Origin of the sequence: Clostridium acetobutylicum ATCC 824, from assembly GCF_000008765.1 — a bacterium.
GTDB lineage: Bacteria > Bacillota > Clostridia > Clostridiales > Clostridiaceae > Clostridium_S > Clostridium_S acetobutylicum.
In genome coordinates this window covers 1,359,700-1,377,199 of sequence record NC_003030.1, presented here as the reverse complement: position 1 = coordinate 1,377,199, position 17,500 = coordinate 1,359,700, and the positions used below count along the sequence as shown (strand labels likewise).

At 28.4% G+C, this 17,500-nt stretch carries 18 protein-coding genes, 2 other RNA genes and 1 riboswitch; all 20 genes read right to left on the bottom strand.

Translation table 11 applies throughout. From position 1 onward, the window contains the following. Positions 1-208: 208 nt before the first annotated feature. A non-coding RNA gene (ssrS, locus tag CA_RS06515) (6S RNA) lies at positions 209-387 on the bottom strand. Between the two features lie 146 nt (positions 388-533). Beyond that, positions 534-1,436 (bottom strand): chemotaxis protein, encoded by a 903-nt coding sequence (locus CA_RS06510; RefSeq protein WP_010964546.1) that lies wholly within the window; start codon positions 1,434-1,436, stop codon positions 534-536. 593 nt (positions 1,437-2,029) lie between these two features. Continuing rightward, the gene (locus CA_RS06505; protein ID WP_010964545.1) at positions 2,030-2,791 is read right to left on the bottom strand and encodes a LysM peptidoglycan-binding domain-containing protein; all 762 of its coding nucleotides are present in this window, start codon (positions 2,789-2,791) and stop codon (positions 2,030-2,032) included. Positions 2,792-2,828: 37 nt separating this feature from the next. Next, positions 2,829-2,964, bottom strand: a riboswitch (cyclic di-AMP (ydaO/yuaA leader). A gap of 321 nt (positions 2,965-3,285) precedes the next feature. Continuing rightward, positions 3,286-4,281 (bottom strand): Gfo/Idh/MocA family protein, encoded by a 996-nt coding sequence (locus CA_RS06500; RefSeq protein WP_010964544.1) that lies wholly within the window; start codon positions 4,279-4,281, stop codon positions 3,286-3,288. A 46-nt stretch (positions 4,282-4,327) separates the two neighbouring features. Beyond that, positions 4,328-4,636, bottom strand: a complete 309-nt coding sequence (locus CA_RS06495) for a DUF3892 domain-containing protein (RefSeq protein ID WP_010964543.1) — start codon at positions 4,634-4,636, stop codon at positions 4,328-4,330. A 180-nt stretch (positions 4,637-4,816) separates the two neighbouring features. Beyond that, positions 4,817-5,008, bottom strand: a non-coding RNA gene (gene ssrS, locus CA_RS06490) — 6S RNA. A 56-nt stretch (positions 5,009-5,064) separates the two neighbouring features. Then, positions 5,065-6,699, bottom strand: coding sequence for a recombinase family protein (locus tag CA_RS06485; protein ID WP_010964541.1), 1,635 nt, complete (start codon positions 6,697-6,699; stop codon positions 5,065-5,067). Between the two features lie 86 nt (positions 6,700-6,785). Beyond that, positions 6,786-6,971, bottom strand: coding sequence for a hypothetical protein (locus tag CA_RS06480; RefSeq protein WP_010964540.1), 186 nt, complete (start codon positions 6,969-6,971; stop codon positions 6,786-6,788). Next, the gene (locus CA_RS06475) at positions 6,964-7,623 is read right to left on the bottom strand and encodes a sigma-70 family RNA polymerase sigma factor (RefSeq protein WP_014518904.1); all 660 of its coding nucleotides are present in this window, start codon (positions 7,621-7,623) and stop codon (positions 6,964-6,966) included. Before CA_RS06475 ends, CA_RS06480 begins: the two co-directional genes overlap by 8 nt. Before the next feature lie 47 nt (positions 7,624-7,670). Continuing rightward, the gene (locus CA_RS06470; RefSeq protein ID WP_010964538.1) at positions 7,671-7,928 is read right to left on the bottom strand and encodes a hypothetical protein; all 258 of its coding nucleotides are present in this window, start codon (positions 7,926-7,928) and stop codon (positions 7,671-7,673) included. 140 nt (positions 7,929-8,068) lie between these two features. Further along, positions 8,069-8,674, bottom strand: coding sequence for a hypothetical protein (locus CA_RS06465; protein WP_010964537.1), 606 nt, complete (start codon positions 8,672-8,674; stop codon positions 8,069-8,071). Positions 8,675-8,927: 253 nt separating this feature from the next. Then, positions 8,928-12,266 (bottom strand): DNA polymerase III subunit alpha, encoded by a 3,339-nt coding sequence (dnaE, locus tag CA_RS06455; protein WP_010964536.1) that lies wholly within the window; start codon positions 12,264-12,266, stop codon positions 8,928-8,930. 297 nt (positions 12,267-12,563) lie between these two features. After that, positions 12,564-13,508 carry a DNA cytosine methyltransferase gene (locus CA_RS06450; protein WP_010964535.1) on the bottom strand — a complete coding sequence of 315 codons (945 nt, stop codon included), beginning with the start codon at positions 13,506-13,508 and terminating at the stop codon, positions 12,564-12,566. 109 nt (positions 13,509-13,617) lie between these two features. Beyond that, positions 13,618-13,836: a hypothetical protein gene (locus tag CA_RS06445; RefSeq protein ID WP_010964534.1), complete on the bottom strand. Its 219-nt coding sequence runs from the start codon at positions 13,834-13,836 to the stop codon at positions 13,618-13,620. Continuing rightward, positions 13,833-14,096 carry a hypothetical protein gene (locus CA_RS06440; protein ID WP_242663048.1) on the bottom strand — a complete coding sequence of 88 codons (264 nt, stop codon included), beginning with the start codon at positions 14,094-14,096 and terminating at the stop codon, positions 13,833-13,835. Before CA_RS06440 ends, CA_RS06445 begins: the two co-directional genes overlap by 4 nt. Before the next feature lie 22 nt (positions 14,097-14,118). Next, positions 14,119-14,535: a hypothetical protein gene (locus CA_RS06435; RefSeq protein WP_010964532.1), complete on the bottom strand. Its 417-nt coding sequence runs from the start codon at positions 14,533-14,535 to the stop codon at positions 14,119-14,121. A gap of 78 nt (positions 14,536-14,613) precedes the next feature. Continuing rightward, positions 14,614-15,156: a 5' nucleotidase, NT5C type gene (locus tag CA_RS06430; RefSeq protein WP_010964531.1), complete on the bottom strand. Its 543-nt coding sequence runs from the start codon at positions 15,154-15,156 to the stop codon at positions 14,614-14,616. Next, positions 15,149-15,736 carry a guanylate kinase gene (locus CA_RS06425; protein WP_010964530.1) on the bottom strand — a complete coding sequence of 196 codons (588 nt, stop codon included), beginning with the start codon at positions 15,734-15,736 and terminating at the stop codon, positions 15,149-15,151. The genes CA_RS06430 and CA_RS06425 overlap by 8 nt, the downstream gene beginning before the upstream one ends. Continuing rightward, on the bottom strand, positions 15,736-16,866 hold the full coding sequence (locus CA_RS06420) for a hypothetical protein (protein WP_010964529.1): 1,131 nt from the start codon (positions 16,864-16,866) through the stop codon (positions 15,736-15,738). Before CA_RS06420 ends, CA_RS06425 begins: the two co-directional genes overlap by 1 nt. 502 nt (positions 16,867-17,368) lie before the next feature. Next, the gene (locus CA_RS20325) at positions 17,369-17,494 is read right to left on the bottom strand and encodes a hypothetical protein (protein ID WP_275541664.1); all 126 of its coding nucleotides are present in this window, start codon (positions 17,492-17,494) and stop codon (positions 17,369-17,371) included. Positions 17,495-17,500: the final 6 nt, after the last annotated feature.

The window sequence follows — 17,500 nt, the reverse complement described above, 5'->3', positions numbered from 1 at the left end:
ATTTAACAAACACTTGTATGCACTTCAAGAACTAATGTACTAATAATATCACAAAGTACACCTAAAAACAATATTCATCTCTACTTCTAAAATAAACGTATATATTTCCCAAGAAATAGAATAGTAACTTTTATTGTCTTTATCTTAAACTTAAATTTATTAACCAAAAAACACAAAGAAGAGAGGCATCCACCTCTCTTCTCACACATATATATCCAAAATACCGCTGCTCTTTCATTGACACCTATCTAATGATAGGTGGGTGCTCGCAAAAATACTTCTATCTTTTCTTAAAACATAAGAAATCCATATCCATATTTATATATTGAACTCCCGTTTTTAAACTGTAGGTTCAAGATAAGAGCTTGGCGTATACTCTAGAAGATATTTGATTTATAAAGCATTAATACGTTTACTTAAGTTTATTATAACATATAAAAAAATAAAATCAATACTTTTTGAAATGGCATTTTTTAAATAATAATGCACTTAATTATTTAGTTCAAACAATATCAATAAGTTAATGAAGATCACTATTTACTAACTAATTCATCTATAATTCTAACCAACTCTCCAACTTCAGGCTTACTTATCTGAGCATTCGCACCAACTGATTCACCCTTATGCTTTAATTCAGAAGTAATAAGTGATGAAAAAATTATAACAGGAAGCTTTCTAAGAAGAGGGTTTTCTTTTATCTTTCTTGTAAGTGCATGTCCATCCATTTGAGGCATCTCGATATCTGTTATAACTAATTGAACCTCATCTGTTACTCTATCGCCTTTTTCTTTTGAAATTGCTTCAAGATAATCCAAAAGCTGTTTTCCATCATCAAACAACTCCAATTTTGTAAATCCAGCCTTGGTTAAAGTATCCTTTATAAGCTTTCTTATAAGCGTTGAGTCATCTGCCATAGCAATTTTTATATTCGATCTATCTTTATATTCTATATTTCCTATTCTTTCCTGACTTATTCCTGTACTTGGGCTTATATCTGTAACTATTTTCTCAAAATCAAGCATCAATAATATTTTTTGTCCCAAAAGTACGTGTGCTATAACTAGTGAATTTTCAGAAACATCATCTGGCTTTAATATTTCTTCCCATTTAACACGATGAACGCCTATTATTGCATCGATATTAAATGCAACCCTAACCTTATTGAATTCACATATTATTACTTTTGAGCATGATTCAACTTTCGCTCCCTTATTCACTACATACTTTAAATCAACAAGGGTTATTATTTCGTTTCTACACAATATCAGTCCAGCTATTGCAGGATTAGTTTCAGGCAACTTTGTTATTTTTCCTCCGTCTACTTCAACTACTTCCTTAACTTTTATAATATTTATAGCAAAATGTCTATCCCCTATTACGAATTCAAGAATTTCTAATTCTCCCGTTCCTGATTCCAATAATATATTACTTTCCATAATAGCTTCCTACCTTTCAATTTATTTCATATTCATACAATACACTCATATATTAATAAGTTAAGCTTAGAAGTACTACTTGATAAAACCAAGATAAATCTTAACCTATGTACACTGATAACATCCATATTTAGTATTCATAAATTGATAGTTGAACTGGTTTTATTACACTAAAACTTAATCTACATTGATTACAAAATATTAATTCTAAAGACATTATTGAACATGTACAGCTATATAAAACTAGCTTCAATAATATATATCGTAGATTTTATGTAAATTATTATAGCCATTATACAATAAAAATAATTAAAGTAATTAGCTTATGCATACTAAAATATTAAATTAATTAAATCTGCATTTGCAATAACATTGCCATATTACTAATATCTCAAATAGCCTCCATTTTCATCTAGTAACATTTTCCAATGACATCCCCTTAATTATTGCTAACACATTAAAATTCCATTTTCTATATCTAACTATATATTATAAAAAAAAAAGATTTAACAAGAAATTATATTCTCACTAAATCTTTTTTATTTTTACAAGCTTCTACGTAGAGTGGCTTGTACATCTATAATAAACCTCATTTAATATGCAAATATTAATTTTCCAGACACAAGTGATACTGGTTTTGATGTAAGCCAAGTATTTGATACGGTATTATCATAAAAATACAAAGCTCCTTTTGTAGGATCTGATCCATAAAGAGCTGCCTTGGCCGCACTTAAAGATGAAGCTGTAGCACCTTTATTAATCATTCCATTTAAAACAGGCGTGAACTGATAATATCCATTAGATACTTGATATATTACTCCTGTAACAGTATTTGGAAAAGCAGAACTTTGAACTCTGTTTACGATTACAGCTCCTACTGATACCATAGCATTGTAACTTTCTCCACCAGCTTCTGCATTAATAAGCCTAGCTAATAAATCGACTTCAGAGCTTGTACAAGAAATCACATAGCTAGGAGTGGCTGCTGTGGACGTATTAACAGGTATTACTATAACTTGTCCTACTTTAATAATATTATTTGATATATTATTTGCAAGTTGTAAATCACTAAGTAATACTCCAAATCTTTTAGCTATACTATAGAGAGTATCTCCGCTCTTGATAGTATATTTCACATCCGGAACTTTAAGGCTCTGTCCAGCATATATAGCACTTGTCTGCAATTTATTAGCCGACATAAGATAATTATAGTTAGTGCCATAGTTTCTACTTATGCTATAAAGAGTATCTCCACTTTTTACACTATAGGTAGCAGCATGTACAGCATTTTTTCCCATTCCTACAAAGGCTAAAGCCGCTGCAAAAACAAGAAATTTAAACTTAGATTTTATCATATTTTTCTCCCTTCTATTATTGATAAAGGATAATAATTTCCTTTATCAATTTTGCCTCCGAGGTTAGCTTACGGATTCGGGTTGAAGGCACCCTACTTACGAATAGTCGTAAGATTCACCCACAATGTGTTCCCCCGTACTTAAATATTATTAAGATTCGGCACTCTTAAGGATTTATAGCCTAAATCCTACAGCTAAGATTCTAACAGATAAAATCCACCTAATCTATGTAAAATTTATGGAAGCTAAGGAATATTTAATTTTTAAATCAAGTCTCCTTTTTTCAATTCTAATGATATATAAAATGCTTATACATGCCTTTATAACTTATTTATACTATTCTTTTTTTCAATATATAATTTAATATCAATCTTATGATTATCTCTAGGTATTGGAATACCATCCACAATTAAATTTATACTTCATATCACTTTTTACTACCTATTATCTACCATCTCATTCTTACACTATTTACTTTCTATTCAACGGAAAATTTAGTTTTTATCTGCTGGAAACACAAGTCCTATCTGCTTTCTTGCCTCATCCATAATTTCCATTACACTTTTAGAAACTTTAAGTCTCTGTAGCGCTTTTTTAGTATCTTGTTCTTTTACTAATCTTATAAATTCCTCAAGTTCATAGCACATATTATCTTCTATATGTACTCTGGACAAATCTTCCTCTTCTCCATTTCTAAATACTATCTTTACCTTTTCAAAGGTATTGATGTTATCTATTACTATATTTCCTTCTTCCCCTTGAATCTCTGAGCTTACTCTTGAATTAGTTATTTTTGAATACATAACTACAGCTTCCATATTATCATAATTGAATAATATACTTCCTTCCCCATCCACACCCGATTCTAAAAGCACAGCATTTGCCTTTAATTTATTTGGCTCTCCAAACAAATATACCATTGGATGAATACAATAAACTCCTATATCCATAATACTTCCATTAGATAATTCAGGTTTAAAGGCATTTAGGACTATGCCCTGCTTGAATTTATCATACCTAGAAGAATACTGACAGTAATTTCCAAAATATTTTCTTACCTTTCCTATTCTATGGAGGTTCTCCTTAACAGCAAAAAAACCAGGCAAATATTCTGTTTTCATAGCCTCCATTAAAACCATCTTATTTTCCTTTGATACACTTATCATTTTATTTACTTCTTCTACATTAGAAGCAAAGGCCTTCTCACAAAGTACATGCTTTTTATTTTTAAGAAATACCTCAGCTTGCTTTGCATGCATTGCATTTGGTGATGCAATATATACAGCATCTATCAAATCACTTTTAGCCATTTTCTCTAAATCAGTAAATATGTTCTCAGCTCCATATTTTTTTGCAAAATCTCTTGCCTTACTCTCTTCTCTTGAATAAACTGCCGTTAAAGAAAAGTCCTTTACATGATTAGATCCATCTAAAAATTTTTCTGTTATACTACTCGTTCCTACAATCCCAAATCTTATAGTTTCACTCATAAAAATACCTCCTTGTTTTCTTTGGTATACAATGTAAATGTTATCATTAATAATTAGGAAGCTCTCCTAAATCATCACCCTCTATACCATCTAATCTTATTTTAACATATGGATTCCCTTTTATATACTCTATACTTACAATTTCTCTCCTTTCCCACTTGTTATTATTCTTATACATAGTATAATATTTATTCCCATCTTCTATATCAGCAATTAAAAAATCTCTTGAAAATTCAACAGGCATACTCACATTATTATCTTTTATAAAACAAACTTTAGTAGATTGAATAAGATTATTTTTGTCATTTCCATCATAGCGAACAGCATATATCCCATAATCATAAACGTTTTTCAAGGTAGAAGTCCTCCCCTTTAAACTATTTATTATATACATATTTATTTATCTTCTTATGTAGAACAACTCAATCATGTATATTTTGTAAATATGTTACTAAAATTCACTTAAAATCACTAAAAATTATAATTAAGTATAATAAAAAAAGAGAGGTCTTTAAAACCTCTCTCTACATTCAAATGTAAATCCAAAATACCGTTACCCCAATTTTGACACCTATCTCTACGATAGGTGGGTGTCCTCACAGATGCATCTATCTCATTCAATACCGTAAAAGGATTCACATGAAGCACATATACTCATCTAAATATTGAACTCCCTTGTTTGAACTGTAGGTTCAAAATAAGAGCTTCACAAATACTTCAGAAAATCATTTATTTTGGTGCGAAGGACGGGACTTGAACCCGTACGGTTATCCCACACGCCCCTCAACTGGACTGCTCCTCTATGACAGTAAAAGTAGATTTTAGTTCTGAATGTAATTTGAAAGGAGTGTTTACTCTTATATCTAATTCTAATTCCCCTGTACAAGATTGATGGACTATTATTTTATCTACTAACATTTGTAAATCTGCACTAACTAAGTCCTTTTCTTCGATTATTTTATCTATTATTTCCTTGCTTTTCAATAGTCCTGCTTTTGCATTTTTACTTATTTTCTTTACCTCTTGAAAAGTATCTATTTGATTTTCTAGTATATCAATTTTTTCTTTTGTTTCTTGTGTCAACTCTTGAAACAATTCTTCATTTATAAGTTGTTTTGCTAATTGCTTTGCGTAAGCCTTAACCTCGGTTTTTAAAGAAAAAATTTCTCTTTGAATCTTATCTATAGATTTATCATAATTTCTTTTTTTACTATTCCACTTTGTTATAAATTTATCTGCTCGATTTAAATTTTCTTCACATGTTTCTTTTAATCTCTCTAAGAATCCACATAAGATATTATCTAATTCTTCTTCCCTTATTCTATGTGGTGTACATACTGTTTTCCCAAATCTGTGATATGCATTACAAATATATTCAATGCGTTCTATTCCATTCCATTTTCTTTTTTTAGCAACAAATCCACTACCACAATCCTTACATATAAGAAGTCCTGCGTACTTATGTATTTTGCTATTACCTGAAGCCCTAACGTGACCTCTTGTTCTATTTTTCTTAATAGCTTTTGTTTTTTCCCAAACTTCTTCATCTATTATAGGCGGGTAAAAATTTTCATGTATTATTTGTTCATCCTTAGGTATTAAACCCCTTGTTTTATAAATAACGCTTCTTGTCGTAGTATGACATTTAAGTGTTCCAATATAAGCTTCATTTGAAAGTATTCTTGCTATTGTTCTATCACTCCAGATATCTTGTCCGATCCACTTCTTTCCTGCGTGATATACTTTTCCAGATTTCTGAAACTGATGCCAAGATGGTGTGTGAACTTTTTCTTCTGTTAACTGTTGTGCTATTTTTTTATACCCAAATCCACCTATATATAATGAAAAGATTTTTTTGACAACACCTGCGCATTCTTCATCAATCTCTATTTTATTAGTCTGATTATTTTTTTCATATCCAAATGGTGGTACTATAACTAATCCCTCCTTTTGCTTTTGGTGAAACGCTGCTCTGATTTTTCTACTTATATCTTTAGCATACTGTTCATTAAGTATTTGTTTGAACCCTATTAGTATATCATTATTTTCATCCATATTATCAAGATTTTCAGCAATAGATATAACTTTAATCTTTTTAGATCTTAATTCTTCCATAAATAAAGCAGAATAAGCTTTGTGTCTACCTATACGAGATAAATCCTTTACAAGTAAAATATCTATATTGCCATTTTCAATAACTTCTTTTAATTCATTTAAACCTTCTCTATCAAAGGTCATTCCAGAGACATTGTCGTCTTCAAATATCTTAACTAATATATACCCATTGTTCTTTGCATATGTTCTAATAATTTGCTTTTGATTTTCTAAGGATGCTTGTTCCTTATCTTCATCTCTACTTAATCTTACGTAACCATATACCTTTTTTAAGTTTTCTTTTTTCTCTATTATTTTTTCCATTCTAAATTCTCCCTATTATAAAAAATCATAGAGTAGTCATATAATCGTATCTACTCTATGATAAAATTGTAGTACCTTTTTTTTTATTAGTCAATTAGATTATTCCTTCTTAAATATCCTAATGCTAAAGCTTTAAAAAAATCATCAGTTTTCTGCTCCTCTCCTCCTATATGAGTAAATTGAACCTTAGATATATTACTAGCTGAATTGTTTATCTTGAAAATCTCCTGTTGCTTTTCTTCATTTACTTCAATTAATTTCATCTTAAGCATATTCTAGTTCTCTTTTCATTTTGTTTATTATCCTTTTAACAGATTGTTGGACTGCTTGTCTTGTTATGTTATACTTTTTACCTATATCTGTAAAAGACATATCTTTTAATCTTTCTCGAATTAAATTTTGCTGGTTTTTAGGAAGATTTTCTATTAAGCTTCTTATTAATATATTATCTACAATTTCTTTTTCAAAACTTTTTCCATATTTATATTCGTAATCATCTATGGGAATATACTTATCCTTATTTAAAAAGCAAATTAAATTTATTGCTTTTTCTTTTTCAATTCCTAATTCAGCAGAAATTTCAGTTATATCTATATCTTTGTTTTCCAATTGTTTCTCATCAAATAATTTTTTAATTCTTCTCAGATCTTTCCTTTGATATTCTGAGAGATGTATAAGTTCATTCTTTTTACAATAATTCTTCATACCTCCTTCAACACAATGCCTAGCATATGTGGAGAACTTTACGCCTTTATTATAATCAAAGTTTTCCACAGCATTAATCATACTAATTGCACCACTTTGAACCATATCCTCTAACTCTAGAGTTCCAGAACGGTTTATATATTTTCTAGCGATACTCTTTACCAATGTCATGTATTTTTCTACTACTTTATTTCTCTCATTTATATTCAAATTTATCATCTCCGTTTTACTCATTGAATACATTTTATCATACTAAACGCTATAAGTCATTTTATTTTTTCTTCACATATTTTGAACCCATCCCATAATCCTGTTCTTCTTTCGCCATCCTGCATACCGATATATTTACATGCATATATCTCTTTTATACATTTTGTAGTATCGGAAGACCAACATTTATTTTTACATATACTTGATAAATTACAGTTAGATTTATTGGCTCTTGATTTAATTAGTCTTTTATAAGGGCATCCTAAGCAAAATCGTCCTTTGGGAATATATTTTTTAAAACTCCTTTTTTTCATCAATTCACTCCTTTTCTAATTGTTCTAGCTTCAAATAATTTGAATTGCGTACTATCCCATATTTTTTTACTTAACTTAACATTTATTTATTAATTCTTCCACTACCTTATCGTTAACTATTTTTTTCTTAAAATGTTTTGTTAATCAAACATAGGCGATAGATCATATTTCCATCTAGTCTTCTTTTTTTCTTGATTCAAGAGAATTCCATGTAAATTTAGCCATTCCATGGATAAGCTTTTTTTATTTTCATCTATAGCTTGCTTGACTTCTCTACAATCTACGCAATAAGTTCTATCTTTTTCAGATAAATTGAAAATAAATATTCCATTTACATTCTCTTTTTTATGATATTTTATTAGATCATTAATTTGATTAGGTTTAATAACACCATAATTGCTAACCTTTTTAGGAATATACTTCTCTATATTTAAAAATTTAAAACTATGCATTACTTGCGCTATTTTGTACCATTGCTTTCTATTTATTTTAATTTTCTTCATTCGTTTCTTTTCCTTATATTTAGGTGCTATAGGAAAACTAGCACCTTTATGACTTTTTAGTTCAACTAAATGTAACCATTTGTTGGCAAATACAATATAATCACATGGATTATTTATGGTGAACCTAGAACTTGTACCACCATTCCATGATGAAGCACTATCTTTTAATCTAATAACACAATATTTTTCTGGAATAGATTTTTTGAAATCTTCTTCAAATCTTTTACCTGTATTTATAGCCACAAAATACCCTCTTTCTGTTGTATTTTTATAAAATACTTTTTTAATATATTAAGAAGTATTCATTCAAAATATTGTTTTTACTATCTTTTTGTTAGAAGTAGTCTTTTAAATTTCATAATCACCTCCAACAATTTCATCTTTAATAAAGATAGGAATAACCCAAAACAAATAGTACGTAGTTCTTTTAATTTTTTGTCTGTCTGCGTAAGAAACTCTTTTATTTATATGCCTTATAAAGTATCTTTCCTTTTTTCTAATTATTGTACACACTTCCTTTTAGTTCTTTTTTCCATTCATCTAGTAACTTTATTTCATCTATACTAAACAGCGTGTCTTTTTTCTTTCCTAAACACATAATTTTTGTTCCTGATTTTATAAATTCCTGATAACGAGAATAAATACTACTCCATGTTACAGCTTCTATAATCTTACTTTCTTGATTTATAAGTGATACAAAAGCATATTTATTATTTTTTTTATCTACTTTATTTTCTATTGCAAAAATAGTTCCAGCTATTAAACCAATACCTTCTCCCATATCATCAAATGGTTTTAGTATCTTCCTAAGTTCTTTAAATGGATCAACTGTTAAATACATAGACAAAGTTTCAAATTGCCAATCTTCTATACTACCTTGCATATATTTTTCTTCAAATTCTTTATAACATTTCTCATATCTTTCTTTTTCTTTTTTAATATACTTGTTCTTGTTGTATGCATTTAACCTAGCAAGGCATAAATCTTTATCTTTCCAAGTAATTTCATCTTCAACTAAACCTAACTCAAACATTTGTTTTTTTGTTTTAAGGTTTTTTACAGGTTTATATACTGTTGGTGTATATGCTGATTTACAATATTCGTATAAAAGAGTGCTTTTATCTTTATTAAACTCATTAAAAGCTCCTGATTTTATTAATGCTATAGTAGCTCGTTTACCTATATTGCAGCGTGTTATGAAGTCATTAAATGACTGGTATGGTCTGTTATTTATAATATCTGGAATAACAGAATCTCCAACATTTTTAATCATATTTATTCCGAATAATATAGAACTTTTACTTATTGAGAAAAAATCTATAGATTTATTTATATCTGGTTCTATAACTTTTACATTCATTTTCTTGCATTCAATTATATACTTCGCAATTTTTTCATAATCACCTATTTCTGAATTCAATAGCGCTGTCATAAATTCAGTAGGATAATAAGTCTTTAACCATGCTGTAATATAAGAAAGTAATCCATAAGCAGTAGAGTGTCCTTTGTTGAATGAATAAGTAGCTTGTTTCAATAAAAGTTTCCATATGTCTTCTATTTGTTTATCTGCCCATCCTCTTTGCTTCAGTCCATAATGCCATAGAATATGACCATCTTCATCTTTTACTACTTTATCTCTCAATTTTTCTTCAAGCGATTTCATGATTTCCATATCTTTTTTCCCAATGGCTCTACGTGCTAAATCCACCTCTGAATCAGGAAAATTCGCTAATCGGAATATAGATAAAGATTGCTCCTGATATAACAATACTCCATATGTGCTTTGCAATATAGATCTTAAATCTTCATGAATTAATTTCATATTTTCTGGATGTTGTTTGTTTTCTACAAAATCAGGAAACATAGCTTTACATGCAGGTCTATTAAGAGCATTAAGTGCAATTACATCTTCTATATTATCTGTCTGAGCATCAATATTCATTTGACGAGCTTCTGCACTTTCCATTTGGAAAACGCCTATTGTGTTGCCCTTCTTATAGATATTTTTATAAACTTTTGGATCATTTAAATTTATTTTATTTATATCTATATCATCATAAGTTAATTTTGCTAATTTCAAAGCATCATCTATAACATCAAGAGTTTTTAAACCTAAAAAGTCCATTTTTACTAAATGTAAATCGTCTAAAACATTATGCATTTCTAGTTGAATCATTGGCTGTTTATCTTTGTTTAAGCACAATGGAGCATAATCTATAATTGGTTTAGGGGATATGACAACTCCTGATGCATGACATCCTAAAGATTTTGGTAACCCTTCTAACTTTATAATGTATTTAAACCATAATGGATATTTTTTAGCATAAGTTTGTAATTTTTCATTAGAATCTATTATACTTTTTAATTGCTGGTCTTCTTCTATAGCTTCTCCTGTTTCTTCATCATATCTTGTAACTTTTGGAATCATTTTTGCAACAATGTCCCTAACTTGATATGTTAAATCAGGATAAGTATTATTTACCTGAAGAGCTTTTCCTATATCTCTACAGGCAACTTTCGTTGAAAATGAATTGAATGTACATATCGGAGCTACTTGTGTATGAAGAATATCTTCATATTTATTAAATAATTCTTTTGAAATGTCTATAATTTCTTTCCTTCTACGTTTTGACATATCCATATCATAATCTGCTAATGAAGTTCTACCTTTACTTGCAAATCTTGAAAAATCTAAGTTATATCTTAAGCTATTTATTCCTGTAACCCCCATGTCAAACAATGTCAAACAATTTCCTCCTGAACCACGACTAAATCCAAGAGGTATATTTCTTTTTTTTGCTGCCTTGGTTAGCATATATAACATTACAAAATAATCTATATAATGAACATAATCTAAAACTTCATATTCTGATTTAATTCTTTCAATATGTTTTTTCAATTCATTCTTAGGAAGTTTATTTAATTTTTTTTCCTTAAATCCTTTATTAATTAAATACATATAATATTGATTAATATTTTTAAATTCTTTTGGTATGGGTATTTCTGGCATTTGATTAGGAAGTGATAAATCTATTTTTACATTACATTCTTTTGCTATTTTTTCAGTATTACTTATAGCAAGTTCTATATCATCTTTGTCTATTTGTTTCATCATTATTTCTTTTATTTCTTTTTCTGATTTCAAATAACAACCATCATATATTTCTCCAACCTCTCTTTTTTCATTTGTTTGAATAAATATAGAATGGGCTTTTTGATCTTCTTTATTAATATAATGAGAATCGCTAGTCATTATATATGGTGTACCTGTTTCTTTTCCTAATCTTACAATTAATTTGTTCAGATTGGCTTGTTCTATTACATCATGATGCTGCATTTCTAAATAGAAGTTGGGAAATACTTTTTTATATTTATAAATCCATTCTTTAGCTTCATTATATTTATCTGCTAATAATAGCCTATCTATTCTTCCAGCCATGCAAGCACTAGATATAATTAGGTCTTTTGCATAAGGCTCAATTTCTTTTATATCTAACCTAGGTTTTTTATAAAAGCCTTCTAAATAAGAAATGGAGGATAGTTCATAAAGTGCTTTCAACCCTTCGTTATTTTTTGCTAGAAGAATTAAATGGTATCTTGTATCGTCTTTTATCCTTAAATTGTCTGCTTCATAAGCTTCTATTCCTAAAATAGTTTTTACTCCCTGTTTCTCTCCTTCTTTTTGAAAATTAACCATTGAGAACATATTGCCATGATTAGTTATAGCAATAGCTGAATATCCATATTCTTTTGCCTTGCTTATAATCTCTTCTGGTTTAGATATAGCATCTAATAAACTATAGCAGTCATGGCAATGCAACTCTGCGTAAGACATAAATTTATCATCTTCCTTTCAATATACTAAATGTCACAAGTCCTAATCATTTTTAGTGCAACATGTTTTATTCTTTAGTCTAATCTTCTTTTCATCAACAGTTATAAAATTTACTATCTGTTATAGTAAAATAACAAATTCCATCAAAATAAGTATGCTTTTCTTTTATTGTATCTACTATCTGACAATCACTCATTGACACACCACTCCTTGATTTAAAATCTATCTATCCTTTTATATACATTCTCATCTTCTGTATAAAGTAGATATCGAGGGTACTCTTTCTTAGTTCCTTTTTTACACAGCTATTTGTTTATTATTCCATTCCTCTAAAACCTGTTTGAAAATACTTTCTAGTATCGTTACTGGAATACTATTTCCTGCCTGCTTATATAAATCTCTTCGACTATTCACTTTTGCGGCTGCTTCAAAATCTTCTTCTGAAAAGCCTTGTAATAACCAACACTCCTTTTCGGTTAGAAAACGATATTTTCCATTTCCTAGACTGATAACTTGAGCAGGACACCTATCTTGTCGAGTTGTTATTGTATAGCAATAATCTTTTATTATTGTGGCTCTACTGACACCTTTTTTACCTATGGCTCTCAGAATACTAGGTTGGGTAACAGTATAGTACTCATCAACATTAGTTTGTAAAAAAGATGATAAAGGTCTTAGTTTCCTATGCTCCAATTTATCAAAATCAAATTTTTTACCATCTAAACAGCTAATCGTAAAAACTCTTTCCCTACGCTGAGGCAGTCCAAAATCCATAGCATTTAGTATTTCATAGTTATTGGTATATCCCATTTTTTTCATTTCTTCTAAATACTTATCAAAGTTATGTTTCATGTGCTTTGATAGCACATTTTTTACATTTTCCCATACTACAACTCGAGGTTTCCAAATACCCATTTGTTTAATTATGCTGATAGTCTCCCACATAAGACTTGACCTTGTCTCACTACCTTGCTCTGCTCCCTTTTGATACCCTGCTATTGAAAAATCTTGGCAAGGACTTCCATGTATCAAAACATCTGGTTTGAGATTATATCCAATGACATTTTGCGTTTTATACATTAAATCCTTTTTAAACATTTCATTATAAGTTTTTACTGGCTTTGGATCTATCTCTACGTAATCAATAGCCTTTATGTCTATTCCAATATTTTTAAATGCTTTTCTTGGTGCGCCTATTCCTCCGAATAGCTCTAACGTTTTTATTATAATATTTTCCTCCAATCTTCATGTAAATTCTATTTTTTATCTTTAATCCCATATTGACAAGATGGATCAGATGGTGGTCTTGATGCTTTTTCCTTCTCTATTGTAATTTTCTCTTTAACTTCCTCTATGGTTTTACAGCAATCATTACAACAATAAGTGAAAAAATATCTTTGTATTTATCAGATATACTTCTATATAAACTCCTCTGCACTTTACATAAATCCTCTATCTCAAAGCCTTGTTCTTTTTTAAATTCTTTATGACAAAATCTACATTCTTTCCAGAAGAAAGGTTTAATTATTTTAATATTAGGATATGTTGTTACTTTTTTATCTCGTTTCATTTCAATCTTCCTTCAAACTCTAGCGATATACTACAATAGTTTTCATTTGATAAATACTTATTTTTTATATCTATAAATTTATCCCATATTTCAGCCTCAATTGTTATATAACCATTATCATTAATGTGTTCTGTTGCTTTAGTAATTACTCCAATTGGATAATCTTTAGTTCCTTTTTTGATAATTGGTTTACCTATATAATTTTCTAATTTTACCTTATGTTCCTTTTTTGTAATAAATTTAATATGCAAAATTTTCACCTCACATTTTAAATTAGATTGACTAACAACTCATATCATAAACAAGCGTATTGTTTTGAATATCAAATTCTAATAAAGGTTTTATTTGTTCTATTGTCTTTTTTATCTCTTTTTGAATCAAATCTATATTTTCTATAACATCTCCATTTCTCATACAATAGAAATCGTCTTTGTTTATATTGTATTTTTCATATCCCTTATTTAATAATTCATTACAAAAATTATAAAAATTATAGATATCTTCTTTTATTAAAAGAAATTCATCCCTAAAAGAAAATTTTGCATTTTTCTTAAACCAATCATTTATCCAATAATGTTTTCTCCAATAGCATAACTCTTCTTCCTTAGAGCATCCTTCTTTATTAATATAATCTTGATATTCTTCATTTGTTTTTAATTTTATATTTTTAAATTTATATATACTGATATCCATTCCCATAAAATTCGACCTTTCATTGATTTTATTTTACAATTATTTATAAAATCTTAGTTTTATATACTAAATGTCATAAGTTGTTTACAAGAAATCTTTTAATGACTCACATAAAGCTTTTGCTTCATACCAATCTCTAGCCCTCACAAACCTGTTTTCGCTTTTGTTATGGTGTGCATCAAACAAGATTTTATTTCCCTTAAAGTTTTCTAAATTTAGTGGGTTATCATCAATTAAAATATCTAAGTGTACTAAGCCTTTATTATGACAAAATATAATATTTTGATAAGATATAAAAGGGAACTTCTCTTTAATCCAATTTCCTTTATCTTCACATACTTTATAATGTGTTGCTGATACAATATAAATATTAAAAATTGATGTTAATTCCTCTAGGGCTGTTTCAGCAAATGGTTGCACACCTAAATTTCTAAAGAAATGAGGTTCTTTCAGGATATCATAGATTTTTTTACCACATTCAGGCTTTACATAATTTTCTATATCCCAGCCCTTTATATCTGATGGCAATAATTTATCCTTATATATTTCATTATATCGTTTTACCCATTCTCTATCTAACGTGTTTAGAGTTGTATCTAAATCTATTCCTAATGTTGGTTTATTCATTTATAACACCCCACTTAGCTAACATTCCTTTAACTTTTAAAAAATTTTCCAAAGATGTTTTTCCATATACCTTTTCGATATCAGGATCTAATTCTACTTTTTGAAATGCAGTTAAATCATCTAACATCCTTCTGTAAAATTCAAGAAAAAAATCCTTACGGTTACTTTTAACCTTTTCCTTTTCTCGTTCTAAAAATCTTTTAATTTTTGTCTTTTCAGGACATTGTAAAAAAATACCCTTTACATTTTGTTTTCCAAATTTATTTATTAAAGTATAGTATCCACCTTGATCAACAATAATAAATTGGTTTACTTTTGGGTTTACTGCAATTTTGGGTAATCCATAGTACCATATTCCTTCTTTTGTTTTATATTTCCGATACTCTACATATTGATCTAAAGATAAACCATGCAAAAATTCTTTTTCAGTTATAAAATTATACTCTTTACCTTGCTGCTCACCCTCTCGAATAGTTCTAGTTGTATTTGAAATGCAAATACGAATACCTGTGGCAGCATAAAGCATTTTTAATACTGTATCTTTACCAACACATGATCCACCCATAAGAGCAATTAACACTAACGCTCACTCCTTTCAATTTCTTCTTCAAGTAGTATTAACACTAATTTTTTTATTACCCTATTGATTGAGAAATTACCTCTATTTATATCTTGAAAAAGACACTTTCGTGATACATTTCCCATCTTAATAATAATTACGTTCTTTTTTCTATCTACAGATATTTTCAAGTCTTTTATGTTAAATAAATTATTTAAAGATGTTTTTATTTTTTCTTCTTTTCTTTCTTCTTTTTTATAGTTTTCATTTAACTCTTCAATAGCCACATTTATATTTTTTATTACTTCTTTAGCATGTTCAATAGTTTCTGCATCATATGAAAAAAACATTTTATCACCCTTATCGTCTGTTCCCTTTAAATACAAATTATGCTCTGACATATAAGGAGAATCTATACTTTTTAAATTAATACCATTGGTGGCTTTGAATCTAAAACTTCCTCTTTTAATAATCTCCTCATCTTGGTAAAGTATCCTTCCAATAATTAAATTACTCATTTGTCTTAACTCTACTTTTAAAACAACACTTTGTTTAGCTTGAGAATTATTAAAAAGTTTTGCTTCTACAAAACCATACTTTTCTCCTTGAGCGATATCAGAAAAAGATTTAAACTTCTCTTTATATCCTAAATACAAATTGTTAAATTTACCATTTAGACTTGATCCTTTAAACCCATTTATAAAAGCTTCATTTTTAATATTTTTTATAATAAAATTCTTCCCACATATGATATCTATTACATCTCCCACTCTAAATATTTCTCCTTGATTTTTAAATGCGTAATCCCCAATATATCCATAAAAGCTTTCATCTTTTTTATATTTAAGTTCTCCTCGAAAAAGAAACACTTGAATACAATTATCAAAATAAATATCTCCATCTTTTAAATCTTTATAACTTTTAACAATTTTCCAATTATTAAAGTTTTCCTCAAGAATATCTTCTATTGTAGATGCTTCCCTCCCCATAATAAATGGATAACTACAAACACTCTTATTCTCAACAAATATAGATATTCTATTCCCAATTTTTATTACATCTCCAATATGAAAAACTCCTTTAGGTGTTTTTATTTCTTTCCCTATCTCTCCAAAGCAACTACCACTTCTATAATATAACTTTCCTAACATAATACATTTCTCCTTCATATACTAATTGTTATTAGTATATTGAATTTTTTTATTCTTTTAACATTTAGCTATCCTAATATAATAAGGACTACTCTCTATTTACACCTCACTTTCTTTTGAAGAACTCCACTTCTTTATAAGAGTATCCACAAAGCAACCAGAGAAATCCTACTCCAAACCTGTTTGGGTGCCATATTCCTAAAAAAGATAATATAGCCATTAAGCAACAAATTATTACTCCAACAATATCTAATTTTTTAATACTAATCACCACCTTTTCACCTCACAGTTATATTACCATACTAATTGTCATAAGTCAATATAGTATCAATAATAAAGATAAATGAGATATCTACTTTGTATTTCTTATAAGATAAAAACAGCATAAACTTATACATACAAGCTATACTTTCCCCATTAGATATTAAAATAGTGTTGAAATTAAGAGAGCTTATAAGTCTTCTTAATTCCAACACTATTTTACCTTATTACTTTATATCTCTTACCATGGTGCATCAGGAAACATTGATAATATTGATATTCCACCTTTAGTTGTTACCAAAACACCTATTACTAATGTTAAAACTAGCATTGATAAAAACTTTTTGTGCTTTTTTAAAAAGAACATATCTAC

Coding starts and splice junctions, on each gene's coding strand:
- CA_RS06510 (WP_010964546.1), bottom strand. CDS start 1,436: ATGGAAAGTAATATATTATTGGAATCAGGAACGGGAGAATTAGAAATT.
- CA_RS06505 (WP_010964545.1), bottom strand. CDS start 2,791: ATGATAAAATCTAAGTTTAAATTTCTTGTTTTTGCAGCGGCTTTAGCC.
- CA_RS06500 (WP_010964544.1), bottom strand. CDS start 4,281: ATGAGTGAAACTATAAGATTTGGGATTGTAGGAACGAGTAGTATAACA.
- CA_RS06485 (WP_010964541.1), bottom strand. CDS start 6,699: ATGGAAAAAATAATAGAGAAAAAAGAAAACTTAAAAAAGGTATATGGT.
- CA_RS06480 (WP_010964540.1), bottom strand. CDS start 6,971: ATGCTTAAGATGAAATTAATTGAAGTAAATGAAGAAAAGCAACAGGAG.
- CA_RS06475 (WP_014518904.1), bottom strand. CDS start 7,623: ATGATAAATTTGAATATAAATGAGAGAAATAAAGTAGTAGAAAAATAC.
- CA_RS06470 (WP_010964538.1), bottom strand. CDS start 7,928: ATGAAAAAAAGGAGTTTTAAAAAATATATTCCCAAAGGACGATTTTGC.
- dnaE (WP_010964536.1), bottom strand. CDS start 12,266: ATGTCTTACGCAGAGTTGCATTGCCATGACTGCTATAGTTTATTAGAT.
- CA_RS06445 (WP_010964534.1), bottom strand. CDS start 13,836: ATGAAACGAGATAAAAAAGTAACAACATATCCTAATATTAAAATAATT.
- CA_RS06435 (WP_010964532.1), bottom strand. CDS start 14,535: ATGGGAATGGATATCAGTATATATAAATTTAAAAATATAAAATTAAAA.
- CA_RS06430 (WP_010964531.1), bottom strand. CDS start 15,156: ATGAATAAACCAACATTAGGAATAGATTTAGATACAACTCTAAACACG.
- CA_RS06420 (WP_010964529.1), bottom strand. CDS start 16,866: ATGTTAGGAAAGTTATATTATAGAAGTGGTAGTTGCTTTGGAGAGATA.
- CA_RS20325 (WP_275541664.1), bottom strand. CDS start 17,494: ATGTTCTTTTTAAAAAAGCACAAAAAGTTTTTATCAATGCTAGTTTTA.